The organism is Enterobacter cloacae complex sp. HYC080_NIDB, from assembly GCF_056673325.1.
Genome location: NZ_CP114212.1, coordinates 1,873,810 through 1,889,269, shown reverse-complemented (window position 1 = coordinate 1,889,269; position 15,460 = coordinate 1,873,810). Strand labels below are relative to the sequence as shown.

The 15,460-nt window shown below is 55.1% G+C and carries 15 protein-coding genes and 2 pseudogenes; 9 read left to right on the top strand and 8 right to left on the bottom strand.

Translation table 11 applies throughout. The features are described from left to right. Nucleotides 1–141 precede the first annotated feature (141 nt). Nucleotides 142–873 (top strand): flagellar brake protein YcgR, encoded by a 732-nt coding sequence (gene ycgR / locus O1723_RS08960; protein WP_248190981.1) that lies wholly within the window; start codon nucleotides 142–144, stop codon nucleotides 871–873. A 37-nt stretch (nucleotides 874–910) separates the two neighbouring features. Here ycgR and emtA read toward each other — a convergent pair whose 3' ends face one another. Beyond that, nucleotides 911–1,522, bottom strand: coding sequence for a membrane-bound lytic murein transglycosylase EmtA (gene emtA / locus O1723_RS08955; protein ID WP_014884253.1), 612 nt, complete (start codon nucleotides 1,520–1,522; stop codon nucleotides 911–913). 106 nt (nucleotides 1,523–1,628) lie between these two features. On the opposite strand from emtA, the gene ldcA reads away from it, so the two are divergent. Both ldcA and O1723_RS08945 read left to right on the top strand, forming a co-directional pair. Further along, a complete protein-coding gene (gene ldcA, locus O1723_RS08950; protein ID WP_014884254.1) occupies nucleotides 1,629–2,543 on the top strand; it encodes a muramoyltetrapeptide carboxypeptidase in 915 nt (304 codons plus the stop codon). Between the two features lie 97 nt (nucleotides 2,544–2,640). Then, a pseudogene (locus O1723_RS08945) lies at nucleotides 2,641–4,308 on the top strand (potassium/proton antiporter); the annotation flags it as partial. Between the two features lie 3 nt (nucleotides 4,309–4,311). On the opposite strand, the pseudogene O1723_RS08940 reads toward O1723_RS08945, so the two are convergent. From O1723_RS08940 to O1723_RS08930, 3 genes and pseudogenes are all read right to left on the bottom strand, one after another. Next, a pseudogene (locus tag O1723_RS08940) lies at nucleotides 4,312–4,413 on the bottom strand (hypothetical protein); the annotation flags it as partial. Between the two features lie 9 nt (nucleotides 4,414–4,422). Further along, nucleotides 4,423–5,493 (bottom strand): catabolic alanine racemase DadX, encoded by a 1,071-nt coding sequence (gene dadX, locus O1723_RS08935; RefSeq protein WP_014884256.1) that lies wholly within the window; start codon nucleotides 5,491–5,493, stop codon nucleotides 4,423–4,425. A gap of 9 nt (nucleotides 5,494–5,502) precedes the next feature. Next, entirely contained in the window at nucleotides 5,503–6,801 is a 1,299-nt protein-coding gene (locus O1723_RS08930) for a D-amino acid dehydrogenase (RefSeq protein ID WP_014884257.1), read from the bottom strand. Between the two features lie 321 nt (nucleotides 6,802–7,122). Between O1723_RS08930 and O1723_RS08925 the strand changes: the two genes are divergently transcribed. Then, complete coding sequence (locus O1723_RS08925) at nucleotides 7,123–8,655, top strand: SpoVR family protein (RefSeq protein WP_014884258.1); 1,533 nt, start codon at nucleotides 7,123–7,125, stop codon at nucleotides 8,653–8,655. 109 nt (nucleotides 8,656–8,764) lie between these two features. On the opposite strand, the gene fadR is transcribed toward O1723_RS08925, so the two are convergent. Then, nucleotides 8,765–9,484: a fatty acid metabolism transcriptional regulator FadR gene (fadR, locus tag O1723_RS08920; RefSeq protein WP_014884259.1), complete on the bottom strand. Its 720-nt coding sequence runs from the start codon at nucleotides 9,482–9,484 to the stop codon at nucleotides 8,765–8,767. Between the two features lie 200 nt (nucleotides 9,485–9,684). Here fadR and nhaB point away from each other — a divergent pair, with 200 nt between their 5' ends. Together nhaB and dsbB are read left to right on the top strand one after the other, a co-directional pair. Then, on the top strand, nucleotides 9,685–11,223 hold the full coding sequence (gene nhaB, locus O1723_RS08915; RefSeq protein WP_014884260.1) for a Na(+)/H(+) antiporter NhaB: 1,539 nt from the start codon (nucleotides 9,685–9,687) through the stop codon (nucleotides 11,221–11,223). Between the two features lie 143 nt (nucleotides 11,224–11,366). After that, the gene (gene dsbB, locus O1723_RS08910; RefSeq protein WP_014884261.1) at nucleotides 11,367–11,897 is read left to right on the top strand and encodes a disulfide bond formation protein DsbB; all 531 of its coding nucleotides are present in this window, start codon (nucleotides 11,367–11,369) and stop codon (nucleotides 11,895–11,897) included. Between the two features lie 99 nt (nucleotides 11,898–11,996). Here the strand turns inward: dsbB and O1723_RS08905 are convergent, their stop codons facing one another. From O1723_RS08905 to O1723_RS08895, 3 genes are all read right to left on the bottom strand, one after another. Further along, entirely contained in the window at nucleotides 11,997–12,437 is a 441-nt protein-coding gene (locus O1723_RS08905; RefSeq protein WP_014884262.1) for a YcgN family cysteine cluster protein, read from the bottom strand. 93 nt (nucleotides 12,438–12,530) lie between these two features. After that, on the bottom strand, nucleotides 12,531–13,190 hold the full coding sequence (locus O1723_RS08900; RefSeq protein WP_014884263.1) for a fumarylacetoacetate hydrolase family protein: 660 nt from the start codon (nucleotides 13,188–13,190) through the stop codon (nucleotides 12,531–12,533). 46 nt (nucleotides 13,191–13,236) lie between these two features. Next, entirely contained in the window at nucleotides 13,237–13,512 is a 276-nt protein-coding gene (locus tag O1723_RS08895) for a YcgL domain-containing protein (RefSeq protein ID WP_014884264.1), read from the bottom strand. A gap of 123 nt (nucleotides 13,513–13,635) precedes the next feature. Here O1723_RS08895 and minC point away from each other — a divergent pair, with 123 nt between their 5' ends. The 3 genes from minC to minE are packed head-to-tail and all read left to right on the top strand — an operon-like array spanning nucleotide 13,636 to nucleotide 15,452. Next, a complete protein-coding gene (gene minC, locus O1723_RS08890) occupies nucleotides 13,636–14,343 on the top strand; it encodes a septum site-determining protein MinC (RefSeq protein ID WP_014884265.1) in 708 nt (235 codons plus the stop codon). 23 nt (nucleotides 14,344–14,366) lie between these two features. Beyond that, complete coding sequence (gene minD, locus O1723_RS08885; protein WP_014884266.1) at nucleotides 14,367–15,179, top strand: septum site-determining protein MinD; 813 nt, start codon at nucleotides 14,367–14,369, stop codon at nucleotides 15,177–15,179. Between the two features lie 3 nt (nucleotides 15,180–15,182). Next, on the top strand, nucleotides 15,183–15,452 hold the full coding sequence (minE, locus tag O1723_RS08880) for a cell division topological specificity factor MinE (protein WP_008500504.1): 270 nt from the start codon (nucleotides 15,183–15,185) through the stop codon (nucleotides 15,450–15,452). Nucleotides 15,453–15,460: the final 8 nt, after the last annotated feature.

Sequence of the window (15,460 nt, the reverse complement as noted above, 5' to 3'; positions counted from 1 at the left end):
GTCATCAGCATAAAATCATTTTCCTCTCACCGACTTATCTTGCGTGCAGCAATAAAAAAAACTCACCGGTTTGTATTAAGTTTGAGTGTGGATTGCCGATAACGCTCAGACAGTCTGTCATTAATCAAGGAGCCATCCGGCGTGAGTCATTACAGTGAGCAGTTCCTCAAGCAAAATCCGCTGGCTGTATTAGGGGTATTACGCGACCTGCAAAAAGGCGAAGTGCCGTTGCGCATCAGCTGGTCAAATAATCAGTTTATCAGCAAGATCCTTGACGTTTCGCAGGAGCGACTGATTGTAGACCTGGGCAGCCAGGAGTATGAAAACCGCGCTGCGCTCAGAGCGGAACATATTGCGGTGATGGCCGAAACCCATGGAGCCAAAGTGGAGTTTGTCCTGCCGCGACTGGAACTGAGCGAATATCAGGGACTTCCCGCTTTTGTGACCCCTCTTCCGGGCAACCTCTGGTTTGTCCAGCGTCGTGAATACTTCCGCATCAGCGCCCCGCTTCACCCTGCCTATTTTTGTAAGGCCAAAATGCCGGACAAAAAAGAGCTTCGTTTCCGTCTCTTTGACCTGTCGCTGGGCGGAATGGGTGCGTTGCTGGATTCAGCGAAACCGGACGGACTGGTAGAAGGCATGCGTTTTACCCAAATTGAGCTCGATATGGGCGGCTGGGGTCGCTTTTATTTCGATGCACAGCTGATTGCCATCAGCGAGCGCACGGTGGTGGACAGCAAAAACGAAACGATTACCACGCCGCGTCTGAGCTTCCGTTTCCTGAACATCGGGCCAGGCGCTGAACGCGAGCTGCAGCGTATTATCTACTCGCTGGAGCGTGAAGCACGGGAACGTGCAAATAAAGTCCTGTGAAAAAATCGGGCAGCGCAACCGCCGCCCGTTTGCGGCATTACATGGCATCCATCGCTTTCTGTACTTTCCAGATATAACGAGGCGCCTGTGGTGCCGGATGATTCTTCGCGACATGCTCGACGAACTCATCTTTGTCCATGCCGTTGATCTCGTCTATCGCCTCTTTGCGGTCAGAGGAGAAAGTTCTGAGCAGCGCCCCTGCACCGTTCACGTATGAGACCACCAGCGCGTATTGCATCACTTCCGGATCCTCGATGCCCTTCAGCACGCCATGTTCCAGAATGCTCAGATACGCGGTACCCATGGAAATGTTGCGTTCCGGGTTCTTCAGCTCGCTGGTCGACGGCTGTCCGCTCCAGCCCATGTAGCGGTAGACCTCTCTCCCCGCCGTTGAAGCCTTAAGCTGCATCAGTCCCACCGCGTTGGATTTGCTGACGAGCGTAGGATTACCGCCGGACTCCACCGCAATAATCGCGGTGATCAGACGCGGGCTCACGCCCCAGGCCTTCCCGGCTTGTTCACTGATTGGCATCCACTGCATAGCCCGTTTCACCGGCACTTCCGGGTTCCAGGGCGGGTTTTGATAATCATGTTTTGAACTACAGCCAGCCAGCAGCACAATCAAAAAAGCAAACCATCTCAATTTCACGTCATCTATCCTTATAGCCGGTCATCGCGGTGCGCCGCCCTTGAAGCAGGCAGCGTATACGCGGCATGATATAGACAATTAGTTTCTCATTCAGCAAGGAATTGCCATGTCTCAGTTTCATCTCATCGCGCCGTCGGGCTACTGCATTAACCAGGACGCGGCACAGCGGGGCGTTCAGCGCTTACTGGAATCTGGTCATCAGGTAGAAAATCAGACAATTATCCCCCGCCGCCAGCAGCGTTTTGCCGGAACGGAAGCGCAGAGGCTGAATGATATCAATAGCCTGGTGAGTCTGAAGGGTAAGGATCGCATCGTCCTTGCCGTGCGCGGCGGCTACGGGGCGAGCAGGCTGCTGGAGAGCATTGACTGGCAGGGTCTGGCGCAGCGCCAGCAGCAGGATCCGCTGCTGATTTGCGGCCACAGCGATTTCACCGTCATCCAGCTAGGTCTTCTGGCCCTGCACAATGTCATCACGTTTAGCGGCCCAATGCTGGCCGGTAACTTCGGCGCGCCAGAGCTGGATGCGTTTACCATGGAACACTTCTGGCGCGCGCTGCGTAATCCTGCCTACAGCGTGGAGTGGCAAGGCAACGGACCGCACTGGGAGTGTGAAGGTCAGCTCTGGGGCGGAAACCTGGCGATGCTGGTCTCGCTCATCGGCACGCCGTGGATGCCGGACATCGAAGACGGCATTCTGGTGCTGGAAGATATCAACGAACATCCGTTCCGCGTCGAGCGCATGCTATTGCAGCTTTATCATGCCGGTATTCTTGCGCGTCAGTCCGCGATTGTGCTGGGCAGCTTTAGCGGCGCTGCCCCCAATGACTATGACGCGGGCTACTCGCTGGAAACGATGGTCGATTTCATTCGCTCCCGGCTGGACATTCCCGTCATCACCGGGCTGGATTTCGGCCATGAGCAGCAAACCGTCACTCTTGCGCTGGGGGCGCACGCCAGGCTGAAGCATGATGATGGCGGAAGCCAGCTCACCATCAGCGGCCATCCGGTCATAAAGGGGTAAAAAATCCGTTAAACCGCCTTAATAAAACGCTGTTACCGACGTTAATATGTTAGGGTTTTAGTAACAGCGTTAACATTGAGGTGGGAGTAAGAGAACATTGGATGCCGCAGCGATAATCAGCCTTTTCATTTTGGGTTCTGTCCTTGTAACCAGCAGTATTTTATTAAGTTCATTTTCATCGCGTCTCGGCATACCTATTCTTGTTATTTTCCTTGCTATCGGCATGCTGGCTGGCATTGATGGCATCGGCGGTATCCCATTCGATAACTACCCTTTTGCCTACATGGTGAGTAACCTCGCCCTGGCGGTGATACTGCTTGACGGCGGCATGCGTACGCAGGCGAGCTCCTTCCGCGTGGCCCTGGGGCCTGCGCTTTCACTTGCCACGGTCGGCGTGTTAATTACCTCTGGCCTCACCGGGATGATGGCTGCGTGGCTTTTTCATCTGAATATCATGGAAGGTTTGCTGATTGGCGCGATTGTCGGCTCAACCGACGCGGCAGCCGTATTTTCCCTGCTCGGTGGAAAAGGGCTTAACGAACGTGTCGGCTCAACGCTTGAGATTGAATCCGGCAGTAACGACCCGATGGCGGTGTTCCTGACCATCACGCTGATCGAGATGATCCAGCAGCACGAGACCGGGCTGAGCTGGATGTTCGCGTGGCATATCCTGCAGCAGTTCGGCCTGGGGATACTGATAGGTCTGGCGGGGGGATACCTGTTACAGCAGATGATTAACCGCATCTCGCTCCCCTCGGGGCTGTATCCACTGCTGGCGCTGAGCGGCGGGATCCTGATTTTTGCCGTCACCACCGCTCTGGACGGCAGCGGTATTCTCGCGGTCTACCTCTGCGGATTCCTGATGGGTAACCGCCCTATCCGCAACCGTCACGCTATTTTGCAAAACTTCGACGGTCTTGCCTGGCTGGCACAAATCGGCATGTTCCTGGTGCTGGGCCTGCTGGTTACGCCCTCGGATCTGCTGCCGATTGCCATTCCGGCGCTGCTGCTGTCTGCGTGGATGATCTTCTTCGCCCGTCCGCTGTCGGTGTTTGCCGGTCTGCTGCCGTTTCGCGGCTTCAACCTGCGCGAGCGTGTCTTTATCAGCTGGGTGGGCCTGCGTGGCGCGGTGCCGATCATCCTTGCCGTCTTCCCGATGATGGCCGGGCTGGATAACGCACGACTTTTCTTTAACGTGGCGTTCTTCGTGGTGCTGATTTCACTGCTGTTCCAGGGGACGTCGCTCGGATGGGCGGCGAAAAAAGCCAAAGTAGTGGTCCCGCCCGTGGGCTGGCCGGTGTCCCGCGTGGGGCTTGATATTCATCCGGAGAACCCGTGGGAACAGTTCGTCTATCAACTGAGTGCCGACAAGTGGTGCGTAGGGGCATCGCTGCGCGATTTGCACATGCCGGCCGAAACGCGGATTGCCGCGCTGTTTCGCGATAATGTCCTGCAACACCCTACCGGCAGCACCCGGCTTCGCGAAGGGGATATTTTGTGTGTGATTGGCCGCGAGCGCGATCTGCCCGCGCTGGGCAAGTTGTTCAGCCAGTCGCCTCCGGTGGCGTTGGACCAGCGTTTCTTCGGCGATTTTATTCTGGAAGCCAGCGCCAAATTTGCGGATGTGGCGCTGATTTACGGTCTGGATGAAGGTGCTGAAGACGGTGATAACCAGCAAACGCTGGGCGAAATCATCCAGCAACGACTTGGCGCTGCGCCGGTCGTCGGCGATCAGGTGGAATTTGCCGGGATGATCTGGACCGTTGCCGAAAAAGAAGATAACGCGGTGCGGAAAGTCGGTTTGCGGCCGATGGAAGAGGACGCAGAGTAGCGGGTTTATGCCGGGTGGCGGCTTCGCCTTACCCGGCATAAGAACACGTTACACCGTTACAACTGGCACTCTAGGCGCCAGGGCGCACATCAATTCATACCCCACCGTTCCCGCCGCCGCGGCCACGTCATCAATTTTGACTTCATTGCCCCACAGCTCAACCGGTGAACCGATGCCCGCCTGCGGACACGGCGTGAGGTCAACCGCCAGCATATCCATTGACACGGTCCCCACCGTGCCCGTACGGACGCCGTCCACCCAGACAGGCGTACCGGTTGGCGCGATGCGCGGATAGCCGTCGGCATACCCGCCTGCCACAATACCAATTCGCTGTTCGCCCTGCGCCCGGTAGCGGCTGCCATAGCCCACCGTGTCGCCCGCCTTCAGCGTCTGCACGCCGATTATCTCACTGCGCAGGGACATCACCGGCTTCAGGCCGCTGTTGGCGATATCCTGCCATTGACCGGACGGGGATGCACCATACAGAACGATCCCCGGACGCACCCAGTTATAATGCGCTTCGGGATGCCAAAGCGTCGCCGCAGAATTCGACAGCGAGCGCGGACAGTCCAGCCCTTCTGCCGCCTGCTCAATGCGGACCATGGCATCGGCAATGCCGTCCGGTTTTTCCGCATCGGCAAAGTGCGCCATCAGCGTCATTTCGCCCACATTTTTCAGGGCGCGCAGCTGTTGCCAGACCGTATGCACCCGCTCAGGCTGAAAGCCCAGTCGGTTCATGCCGCTGTTTACCTTGAGATAGATATCCAGCGGCGCGTGGAGTTTTGCATCCTGAATCGCTTTAATCTGCCAGTTGCTGTGAACGCTGGTGGTCAGACGATACTTATCCAGCAAGGGCAGATCCTCGGGGTGGAAGAACCCTTCCAGCAGCAAAATCGGCCCTTTCCAGCCGCGTTCGCGCAGCAGGATAGCCTCTTCCAGATTGAGCAACGCAAAACCGTCGGTGGCGCTGAGCGCGCTCCAGATACGGTCAATACCGTGGCCGTAGGCATTCGCTTTGACTACCGACCAGACGCGCGAACCAGGTGCTGCCCGGCGAACAATTTGCAGGTTTTCCTTCAGGGCCTGCAGATCCAGCTGAGCCAGAACAGGACGGGACATGACAACTCCTTAGTTATGCGCGCCGTGCAGATGCTGTGGACGCGATGGCGTGAACCCTGATTGATAGCGCGCCGCACTTAAATCGTCAAATGGAATGGCTGGCGTGCGCCCGGAAATCAGGTCGCTCAGCAGCTGACCGGATCCGCAGGCCATCGTCCAGCCCAGCGTGCCGTGTCCGGTATTGGTCCACAAATTTTTAAACGGCGTACGGCCAACAATCGGCGTACCGTCCGGGGTCATAGGACGCAGACCGGTCCAGAATGTCGCCTGCTCAACAAAGCCCCCGCGCGGGAACAGGTCCCCCACCACCATCTCCAGCGTTTCACGACGCGGCTGCAGGAGGTCGGTGTTGAAGCCGACAATTTCCGCCATGCCGCCCACGCGGATGCGGTTATCGAAGCGGGTAATGGCGATTTTGTAGGTTTCATCCAGGATGGTTGATACCGGGGCGCCGCTCTCTTCTTTCACCGGAATGGTCAGCGAGTAGCCCTTCAGCGGATAAACAGGAATATCGAGAATGCCTTTCAGCATGGCGGTGGAGTACGAGCCAAACGCCATCACGTAAGCATCCGCTTTGATCACCTCGTCGCCACACTTCACGCCGTAAATTTTTTCCCCTTCCGACAGCAGCTTGTCGACAGCGGTGTTAAAGCGGAATTTCACCCCCGCCTGCTCGCACATGTGCGCCAGACGCTGGGTAAAGAGCTGACAGTCGCCGGTTTCGTCATTAGGAAGACGCAGGCCGCCCGTCAGTTTATGCGCCACTTCCGCCAGGGCAGGCTCCACCTGCCCCAGCTGGCTGGCCTCCAGCAGTTGGTAAGGTACGCCGGCATCTTCCAGCACGGCGATATCGCGGGTGGCGTTTTCATACTGTTGCGCGGTGCGGAACAGCTGCAGCGTGCCGCCCTGACGGCCTTCGTACTCAATGCCGGTCGACGCGCGCAGGGTCTTAAGACAGTCACGGCTGTATTCCGCCAGGCGCACCATGCGCCCTTTGTTTTCCATGTAATGGCGGGTATCGCAGTTGCGCAGCATCTGCCACATCCACTTCAGCTGGAACGGCGTGCCGTCAAGGCTGATGGCCAGGGGCGCATGGCGCTGGAACATCCATTTGATCGCCTTCAGCGGTACGCCAGGGGCTGCCCACGGCGCCGCATACCCCGGAGAGATTTGCCCGGCATTCGCCGCACTGGTTTCAAGCGCCGGGCCGGATTCACGATCGATAACGGTAACCTCATGTCCTGCCTGACTTAAATACCAGGCGCTGGTTACGCCAACGACACCACTTCCCAGTATGACAACACGCATAGCCACTCCATAATGTGCAAAAGAACAATCTTCTAATTACAGATTGATAACCTAGTTGAAAATATTATTCAACATACGACTTTTTTATGGTGACTTGCCTCACACATCCCCCAGTATCAGGGGATGGTGCTAATTTGGGATCTCATGCTGAGCTTTATTTTTAACCAGCATAAAATGCTGAAGGAGTCGCTTATTTTGCCGTATCAAAAACGGGAAATCGCAAAGAAAAAATTTCTTGTCGGGCACGCTTTTTAACACGTTGATCTATGCTTGAAAGGAGGCTCTCCAGACAGAGAGAGCACCCACAACGAGGGCGCGCTAATGGCTACTATTGATTCCCTGAACAAGGACAACACACGTCTGAGCGATGGACCCGACTGGACCTTCGAGCTGCTGGATGTCTACCTCGCCGAAATCGACCGGGTGGCAAAACTGTATCGCCTGGATACTTATCCCCATCAAATTGAGGTGATTACCTCTGAACAGATGATGGACGCTTACTCCAGCGTCGGGATGCCGATCAACTATCCGCACTGGTCGTTTGGTAAAAAATTCATTGAAACGGAGCGCCTGTATAAACACGGTCAGCAGGGGCTGGCGTATGAGATTGTGATTAACTCCAATCCGTGTATTGCGTATTTAATGGAAGAGAACACCATTACCATGCAGGCGCTGGTGATGGCCCACGCCTGTTACGGCCATAACTCGTTTTTCAAAAATAACTATCTCTTCCGCAGCTGGACGGATGCCAGCTCCATCGTTGATTACCTGATCTTCGCGCGTAAATACATCACCGACTGCGAAGAGCGTTATGGCGTGGATGAGGTGGAGAAACTGCTCGACTCCTGCCACGCCCTGATGAACTACGGCGTGGACCGCTACAAACGGCCGCAGAAAATCTCCCTGCAGGAGGAGAAAGCCCGACAGAAAAGCCGCGAAGAGTATCTGCAAAGCCAGGTGAACATGCTGTGGCGCACCCTGCCGAAGCGTGAGGAAGAGAAAGCCGTCGCCGAGACGCGTCGTTATCCCTCCGAGCCACAGGAAAACCTGCTCTACTTTATGGAGAAAAACGCCCCGCTGCTGGAGCCGTGGCAGCGTGAGATCCTGCGCATCGTGCGCAAGGTCAGCCAGTATTTCTATCCGCAGAAACAGACGCAGGTGATGAACGAAGGCTGGGCGACATTCTGGCACTACACCATCCTCAACCATCTGTATGACGAGGGGAAAGTGACCGAGCGGTTCATGATGGAGTTTCTCCACAGCCATACCAACGTCGTGTTTCAGCCGCCTTACAACAGCCCGTGGTACAGCGGGATTAACCCGTATGCGCTTGGCTTTGCGATGTTCCAGGATATTAAGCGTATCTGTCAGTCGCCAACGGAAGAAGACAAGTACTGGTTCCCGGATATCGCCGGTTCAGACTGGCTTGAAACGCTGCATTTTGCGATGCGCGATTTTAAGGACGAGAGCTTTATCAGCCAGTTTATGTCGCCGAAGATCATGCGTGATTTCCGCTTCTTCACCGTACTGGACGATGATCGTAACAACTACCTGGAGATTTCTGCGATTCATAACGAAGAGGGGTACCGCGAGATCCGCTCACGGCTCTCTTCTCAGTACAACCTGAGCAATCTTGAGCCCAATATTCAGGTCTGGAACGTCGATTTACGCGGTGACCGTTCTCTGACGCTGCGTTATATCCCGCACAACCGCGCGCCTCTGGATAAAGGACGTAAAGAGGTGCTGAAGCATGTTCACCGCCTGTGGGGCTTTGACGTGCAGCTGGAACAGCAGAATGAGGACGGCAGCGTAGAACTGCTGGAACGTTGCCCGGCGCGGTTGAATACGTTGTAATGTTTTTTGCCGGGTGGCGGCTACGCCTTACCCGGCCTACGGGTTTGTAGGCCCGGTAAGCGAAGCGCCACCGGGCGAAAAAAAACCTCTCACTTGAGAGGTTTTTCTTTCAGCGACTCTGAATCGCTAAATCGCCCGGCAGCGTTTTTTGCATGCGATGCCAGATTTCACCGGAATCATGACCGTAGCGACGCACGGTTTCATAAACCTGATCGTGCAGCCCTTCAGTGCAGAGCTTGCTGAGCTTATGGTAGAAACCCAGTGCCAGACTGCGCGCTTCGGGATTGGCAAAGTAGTGACGACCAATGCGGGTATAGAGCCCTTTCATCCCGTTGAGGATAAGACCGTAAATCGGGTTGCCGGAGGCAAACGCCAGACCGCGGAAGACGTTGTAATCGAGGGTGGCAAAGGCATCGGCATGATCTTCGACCTCGTTTGCGCTGGCCAGCACTGCAAGCGCATCTTCCGGGTGCTGACGGAAAGCGGTACGAATAAAGATCGTCGCGATGTTGGTACGCACTGAGAGCAGATTATCAATGAGCTGCGGTACGCTTTCGTGGTCGAGGCGCGCCAGCGTTTCAAGAATGTTCAGCCCCGAGGTTTCCCAGAAGTTGTTTACTTTTGTTGGCTTGCCGTGCTGGATCGTCAACCATCCATCACGCGCCAGTCGCTGAAGCACTTCACGCAGCGTGGTGCGAGTGACGCCAATCAGTTCAGAGAGTTCGCGTTCAGCCGGAAGAATGGACCCTGCAGGGAAGCGATTATTCCAGATGCTTTCAATGATGTATTCTTCCGCGAAACCCGCCGGGCTCTGCGCCTTAATGACCATAGTGAGATTTCCATTACACAGCTTTAGCAAATTGCACTCATCATACCAGAGGCATGCAGCGGCAGGTAGCGCGGTAAAGAGAGAAAAGAGGGATCGCCGTTTCATTTTTATGAAATTTACAATGCTCGCTTATCCGCCGCCGGGCCGCAATTTTGCGTATACTGATGTTTTGTTTTACGTGACGGGGAAGGACGTCTGTTGTGGAAATTTCTTTTGGGCGCGCGCTGTGGCGCAATTTTTTAGGTCAGTCTCCTGACTGGTACAAACTGATACTGCTGGTTTTCCTGGTCGTTAACCCCCTTATTTTTAGCGTGAACCCGTTTATCGCCGGATGGCTGCTGGTGGCGGAGTTTATCTTCACCCTGGCAATGGCGCTAAAATGTTACCCTCTGCTGCCTGGCGGTCTGCTGGCTTTTGAAGCAGTGGTCATCGGGATGACGTCTGCTGAGCATGTAAAAGCAGAGCTGGCGTCAAATCTGGAAGTGCTCCTGCTGCTGATATTTATGGTGGCCGGGATCTACTTTATGAAACAGCTGCTGCTGTTTATCTTCACTCGCCTGTTGCTCAGCATTCCGTCTAAAACGGTATTGTCGCTGGCGTTTTGCCTTGCTGCTGCCTTTCTTTCGGCCTTCCTGGATGCCCTGACCGTTGTTGCGGTGGTGATCAGCGTCGCCGTCGGGTTTTACGGGATTTATCACCGCGTGGCCTCGTCCCGCCCGGGCGAAGACTTGCAGGATGACAGCCACGTTGAGGCGCATAACCGTGAGGTGCTGGAGCAGTTCCGCGCGTTTCTGCGCAGTCTGATGATGCATGCTGGCGTAGGGACTGCATTGGGCGGCGTGATGACCATGGTGGGTGAGCCGCAAAACCTGATCATCGCCAAAGCGGCTGAATGGCATTTTGGCGAGTTTTTCCTGCGCATGGCCCCCGTGAGCGTGCCTGTCCTTATCTGCGGGTTAGCAACCTGCATTCTGGTCGAAAAGTTCAGGGTATTCGGCTACGGCGCGCAACTGCCTGAGCCGGTCCGCAGTGAGCTGCATAAATTTGACGAGCAGAGCCGCAAACAGCGCACGCGGCAAGAGACGCTGCGTCTGATTGCGCAGGGTATCATTGGCGTCTGGCTTATCGTCGCGCTGGCATTGCATCTTGCAGAGGTGGGGTTGATTGGCCTCTCCGTTATTATTCTTGCGACCACCTTTAGCGGCGTAACGGATGAGCATGCTATTGGCAAAGCGTTTACGGAAGCCCTGCCATTTACCGCGCTGCTGGCCGTCTTCTTCGCGGTTGTGGCGGTGATTATCGACCAGCATCTGTTTGCCCCCATAATTACCTTTGTGCTGCAGGCTGCACCAGACGCGCAGCTTACGCTCTTCTATCTGTTCAACGGCCTCCTGTCGTCCATCTCCGATAACGTCTTTGTCGGGACGGTCTACATCAACGAAGCCAAATCCGCGATGGAAGAAGGCATTATTAACGCAGGACAGTTTGAGCTGCTGGCCGTGGCCATCAATACCGGCACTAACCTGCCGTCGGTAGCGACGCCAAATGGACAAGCCGCCTTCCTGTTCTTGCTGACCTCTGCCCTTGCGCCACTCATACGTCTTTCTTATGGAAGAATGGTCTGGATGGCGCTGCCCTATACGCTGGCACTCACAATTGTGGGATTGCTTTGCGTCAAAATTACCCTCATTCCCTGTACGCAATGGCTGATACAAGCGGGTATACTTGCGGCGCACTAAATGAGGCCTCTCGGGCAGTTCGCTGCCCGTTTGCCTTTTCGCACGATAAACATCCGATTACGTTTTATTTCGTCAGGTACAGGTGGCGCGAAAAACGAATTCGTTTACACTGCGCTTTCTAAGCATGTTCCAGGGAAATGATTATGTTGAGATTTTTAAACCAGTGCTCTCGCGGTCGCGGAGCGTGGTTGTTGATGGCCCTGACCGCCTTTGCGCTGGAAATGGTCGCGCTGTGGTTCCAGCACGTGATGGGGCTGAAACCCTGCGTGCTCTGTATCTACGAGCGCTGCGCCCTGTTTGGCATTATGGGTGCGGGCCTGGTAGGCGCCATCGCCCCGAAATCGCCGTTGCGCTACGCGGGTATTGCAATCTGGCTGTACAGCGCCTGGAAAGGAATTGAACTCTCCTGGCAGCACACCATGATGCAGCTGCATCCGTCACCGTTTATGACCTGTGATTTTGCCGCCCGCTTCCCGAGCTGGCTGCCGCTGGATAAATGGCTGCCGCAGGTGTTTGTCGCATCCGGTGACTGCTCTGTCCGTCAGTGGGAATTCCTGACGCTGGAGATGCCACAGTGGCTGGTGGGGATTTTTGTCGCCTACTTCATCGTGGCGTTGCTGGTGCTGATTGCCCAGCCGTTCAAGCCGAAGAAACGTGATTTGTTCGGAAGGTAAAAGCAAAACGGCAACGTCAGTTTTGTAGGTCGGGTAAGCGCAGCGCCACCCGACACAACAGCGCATAATAAAAAACCCGCCGAGGCGGGTTTTTTATTATCACCGATTAGGGTGATTCATAATATGGTCTTCCCAGTCCCGCACCTCGGACTCTTTCACGGCGATGTGGCGCACCGAAATGCGCTCGCCGTGCATCGCCGCTTTCGAACCGGTCAGCAACGGATGCCAGTCTGGTAACCCTTTCCCTTCCGCCAGCAGGCGATACGCGCAGGTATGCGGCAGCCATTCAAAGGTGGGCAGATTATCACGGGTTAATTTGATGCAGTCCGGCTCAAATTCGAACCGACGTTCATAGTTGCGGCACTGGCAGGTTTTGATGTTCAACTGCTTGCAGGCCACGTTGGTGAAGTAGATTTCGTCCGTATCTTCATCCATCAGCTTATGCAGGCAGCACTGCCCGCAGCCGTCGCACAATGATTCCCATTCCGCGTCAGTCATGTCGTCAAGAGTTTTGCTTTGCCAGAAAGGGATGTCGTTCATCAGGATGTCCACACGTCAAAAGAAAGCGCACCTTATAACGAGTCTGGCACGTTGTTGCAAGTTTTGCCGCCCTCTTCAGGCGGCAAGATGTGGTTACAGCACGCGGGTTTTCAGCGACAGGCCGTTAAAACCGACCTCCAGTTCATCGCCGCTGAGGAGCGGGCCAACCCCTTCAGGCGTACCGGTCAGGATCACATCTCCGGGTTTCAGGGTGAAGAAGCGGCTCATGTAGGCGATCAGCGGCACAATCTTATGGATCATGTCTGCCGTGCTGCCCTGCTGGCGGATGTCACCGTTCACCTTCAGGCTGAGCGGCGTGTTCTGTGGATCGGTGGTAAATTCACTGACCGGAATGAATCCCGAAATCGGACACGCGTTGTCAAAGCCTTTGGCTTTTTCCCACGGCTGCCCGGCCTTCTTCATTTTTCCCTGCACATCACGCAGCGTCAGATCCAGCGCGACGCCGTAGCCAGCAATCGCTTTCTGGACATGCTCTTCGGAGGCCTGGCGCAGCGTGGCGCCGATCAGCACCGCGAGCTCAACTTCGTGATGCACTGACCCCAGCCCCTGCGGCAACGCCAGCGGCTGGCGGATATCGCAAAGCGCCGTCTCTGGCTTAATAAACAGAACCGGCTCTTCTGGTGTTGCGCTGCCCATCTCCTGAATATGCTTTGCGTAGTTACTGCCCACGCAGACCACTTTGCTGACGGGATAATCCAGTAACGCACCTTGCCAGTTATGATGTTGATACATGCTCGACCCCTAATCGGTTGATGTGATGCGCCCGAAACAGCTGAGACTATTTTTTCCCGTTCGCCTCAAGGTGCTGTTTTAATAAATTCTCAGGCGGTGGTGGAAGCTGTAAATAATAGCCTTGCTCGGCTAATGCCGTTTTCACTTTATCCAGATCGGCATTGACCAGTTTCTTACGACCATCCAGCGGCAGCAGCATCGCCAGCTGTGGTCGGCCAAAGCTCTTCATTAATTCTTCAGGCACGCGTGAAAAATCGTCTTTCTTTTCGACATAAAGATAGGTCTGGTCACGGCTTGTACTTCTGTAGATCACACAAAACATGTTTTTACTCTGAATTAATGGGTGGTTGCTTGCCTCAATATACTCCTGACTATAACATGCCTGATACTCTTCGGAATATCGCAGCGAATGGTTGCGGTTAATAGCAAATTGAGTAAGGCCAGGATGTCAAACACGCCCATCGAGCTTAAAGGCAGTAGCTTCACCTTATCAGTGGTACATTTGCATGATGCAAAACCCGAGGTTATTCGTCAGGCGTTAGAAGACAAAATCGCGCAGGCTCCCGCTTTTCTGAAACACGCCCCTGTTGTTATCAACGTGAGTGGTCTTGAGGCTCCGGTTAACTGGAAACTTCTCCAGCAGGCCGTCTCCTCTACTGGCCTGCGAATTGTCGGCATCAGTGGCTGTAAAGATAGCGAGCTGAAAGCGGAAATCGACCGTGCCGGGCTGCCCCTTCTTAATGAAGGTAAAGAAAAAGCCCCGCGTGCAGCCTCTGCTGCCGTGCAGGCGCCCCCTCCAGTGGTGCAAAACGTTACTCCCGTCACAAAAACGCGAATGATTGACGTACCGGTTCGTTCCGGTCAGCGCATTTATGCACCAAACTGTGATCTGATTGTTACAAGCCACGTCAGTGCTGGCGCAGAGCTTATTGCAGATGGCAATATTCACGTTTACGGTATGATGCGTGGACGTGCGCTCGCAGGCGCAAGTGGCGATCGGGACGCGCAAATATTTTGTACTCACCTGACGGCGGAACTGGTGTCCATCGCAGGTGAATATTGGCTGAGCGACAAGATCCCAGCCGAATTTTATGGCAAAGCGGCTCGTCTGCGACTGGCAGACGACGCGTTGACCGTTCAACCGTTGAATTGATCCCTTTTTAACAAGGAATTTCTATGGCACGCATTATTGTTGTTACTTCGGGTAAAGGAGGCGTTGGCAAGACCACCTCCAGCGCGGCCATCGCTACTGGTTTGGCCCAGAAGGGAAAGAAAACCGTCGTTATCGACTTCGATATCGGCCTGCGTAACCTCGACCTGATTATGGGATGTGAGCGTCGCGTCGTGTATGACTTCGTCAACGTCATTCAGGGCGATGCCACGCTGAACCAGGCGCTGATTAAAGACAAGCGCACCGAGAACCTCTACATCCTCCCGGCCTCTCAGACGCGTGACAAAGACGCCCTGACCCGTGAAGGTGTCGAAAAGGTACTCGAGGAGCTGAGAAAAATGGAGTTCGACTTCGTTGTCTGTGACTCCCCTGCCGGCATCGAAACTGGTGCCCTAATGGCACTCTACTTTGCTGATGAAGCGATCATCACCACCAACCCTGAAGTCTCATCCGTGCGTGACTCCGACCGTATTCTCGGCATCCTCGCCTCCAAATCCCGTCGTGCGGAAAATGGCGAAGAGCCGATCAAAGAGCACCTGCTGCTGACCCGTTATAACCCGGGTCGCGTCAACAAAGGTGACATGCTGAGCATGGAAGACGTACTGGAGATCCTGCGCATTAAACTGGTGGGCGTCATCCCGGAAGACCAGTCCGTGCTGCGCGCCTCTAACCAGGGCGAGCCCGTGATCCTTGATACGACGGCAGATGCAGGTAAAGCGTATGCTGATACTGTTGACCGTCTGCTGGGAGAAGAACGTCCTTTCCGCTTCATTGAAGAAGAGAAGAAAGGTTTCCTCAAACGCCTGTTCGGAGGATAAGTTATGGCATTACTGGACTTTTTTCTCTCGCGGAAAAAGAACACCGCCAACATCGCAAAAGAACGTCTGCAAATCATCGTTGCGGAGCGTCGTCGTAGCGACGCCGAGCCTCATTACCTGCCGCAGCTGCGTAAGGACATCCTGGAAGTGATCTGTAAGTACGTACAGATTGACCCGGAGATGGTCACGGTGCAGCTGGAGCAAAAAGACGGGGATATTTCGATTCTGGAGCTGAACGTGACGCTTCCGGAAGCGGAAGAGTCGCGCCCGTAGGGTTGTGA

Bases quoted from the DNA above. Each gene is read 5' to 3' on its own strand.
- minD (WP_014884266.1), top strand. From the start codon at position 14,367: ATGGCACGCATTATTGTTGTTACTTCGGGTAAAGGAGGCGTTGGCAAG.
- fadR (WP_014884259.1), bottom strand. From the start codon at position 9,484: ATGGTCATTAAGGCGCAGAGCCCGGCGGGTTTCGCGGAAGAATACATC.
- O1723_RS08930 (WP_014884257.1), bottom strand. From the start codon at position 6,801: ATGCGTGTTGTCATACTGGGAAGTGGTGTCGTTGGCGTAACCAGCGCC.
- ldcA (WP_014884254.1), top strand. From the start codon at position 1,629: ATGTCTCAGTTTCATCTCATCGCGCCGTCGGGCTACTGCATTAACCAG.
- minE (WP_008500504.1), top strand. From the start codon at position 15,183: ATGGCATTACTGGACTTTTTTCTCTCGCGGAAAAAGAACACCGCCAAC.
- dadX (WP_014884256.1), bottom strand. From the start codon at position 5,493: ATGTCCCGTCCTGTTCTGGCTCAGCTGGATCTGCAGGCCCTGAAGGAA.
- O1723_RS08925 (WP_014884258.1), top strand. From the start codon at position 7,123: ATGGCTACTATTGATTCCCTGAACAAGGACAACACACGTCTGAGCGAT.
- minC (WP_014884265.1), top strand. From the start codon at position 13,636: ATGTCAAACACGCCCATCGAGCTTAAAGGCAGTAGCTTCACCTTATCA.
- dsbB (WP_014884261.1), top strand. From the start codon at position 11,367: ATGTTGAGATTTTTAAACCAGTGCTCTCGCGGTCGCGGAGCGTGGTTG.
- O1723_RS08900 (WP_014884263.1), bottom strand. From the start codon at position 13,190: ATGTATCAACATCATAACTGGCAAGGTGCGTTACTGGATTATCCCGTC.
- O1723_RS08905 (WP_014884262.1), bottom strand. From the start codon at position 12,437: ATGAACGACATCCCTTTCTGGCAAAGCAAAACTCTTGACGACATGACT.
- O1723_RS08895 (WP_014884264.1), bottom strand. From the start codon at position 13,512: ATGTTTTGTGTGATCTACAGAAGTACAAGCCGTGACCAGACCTATCTT.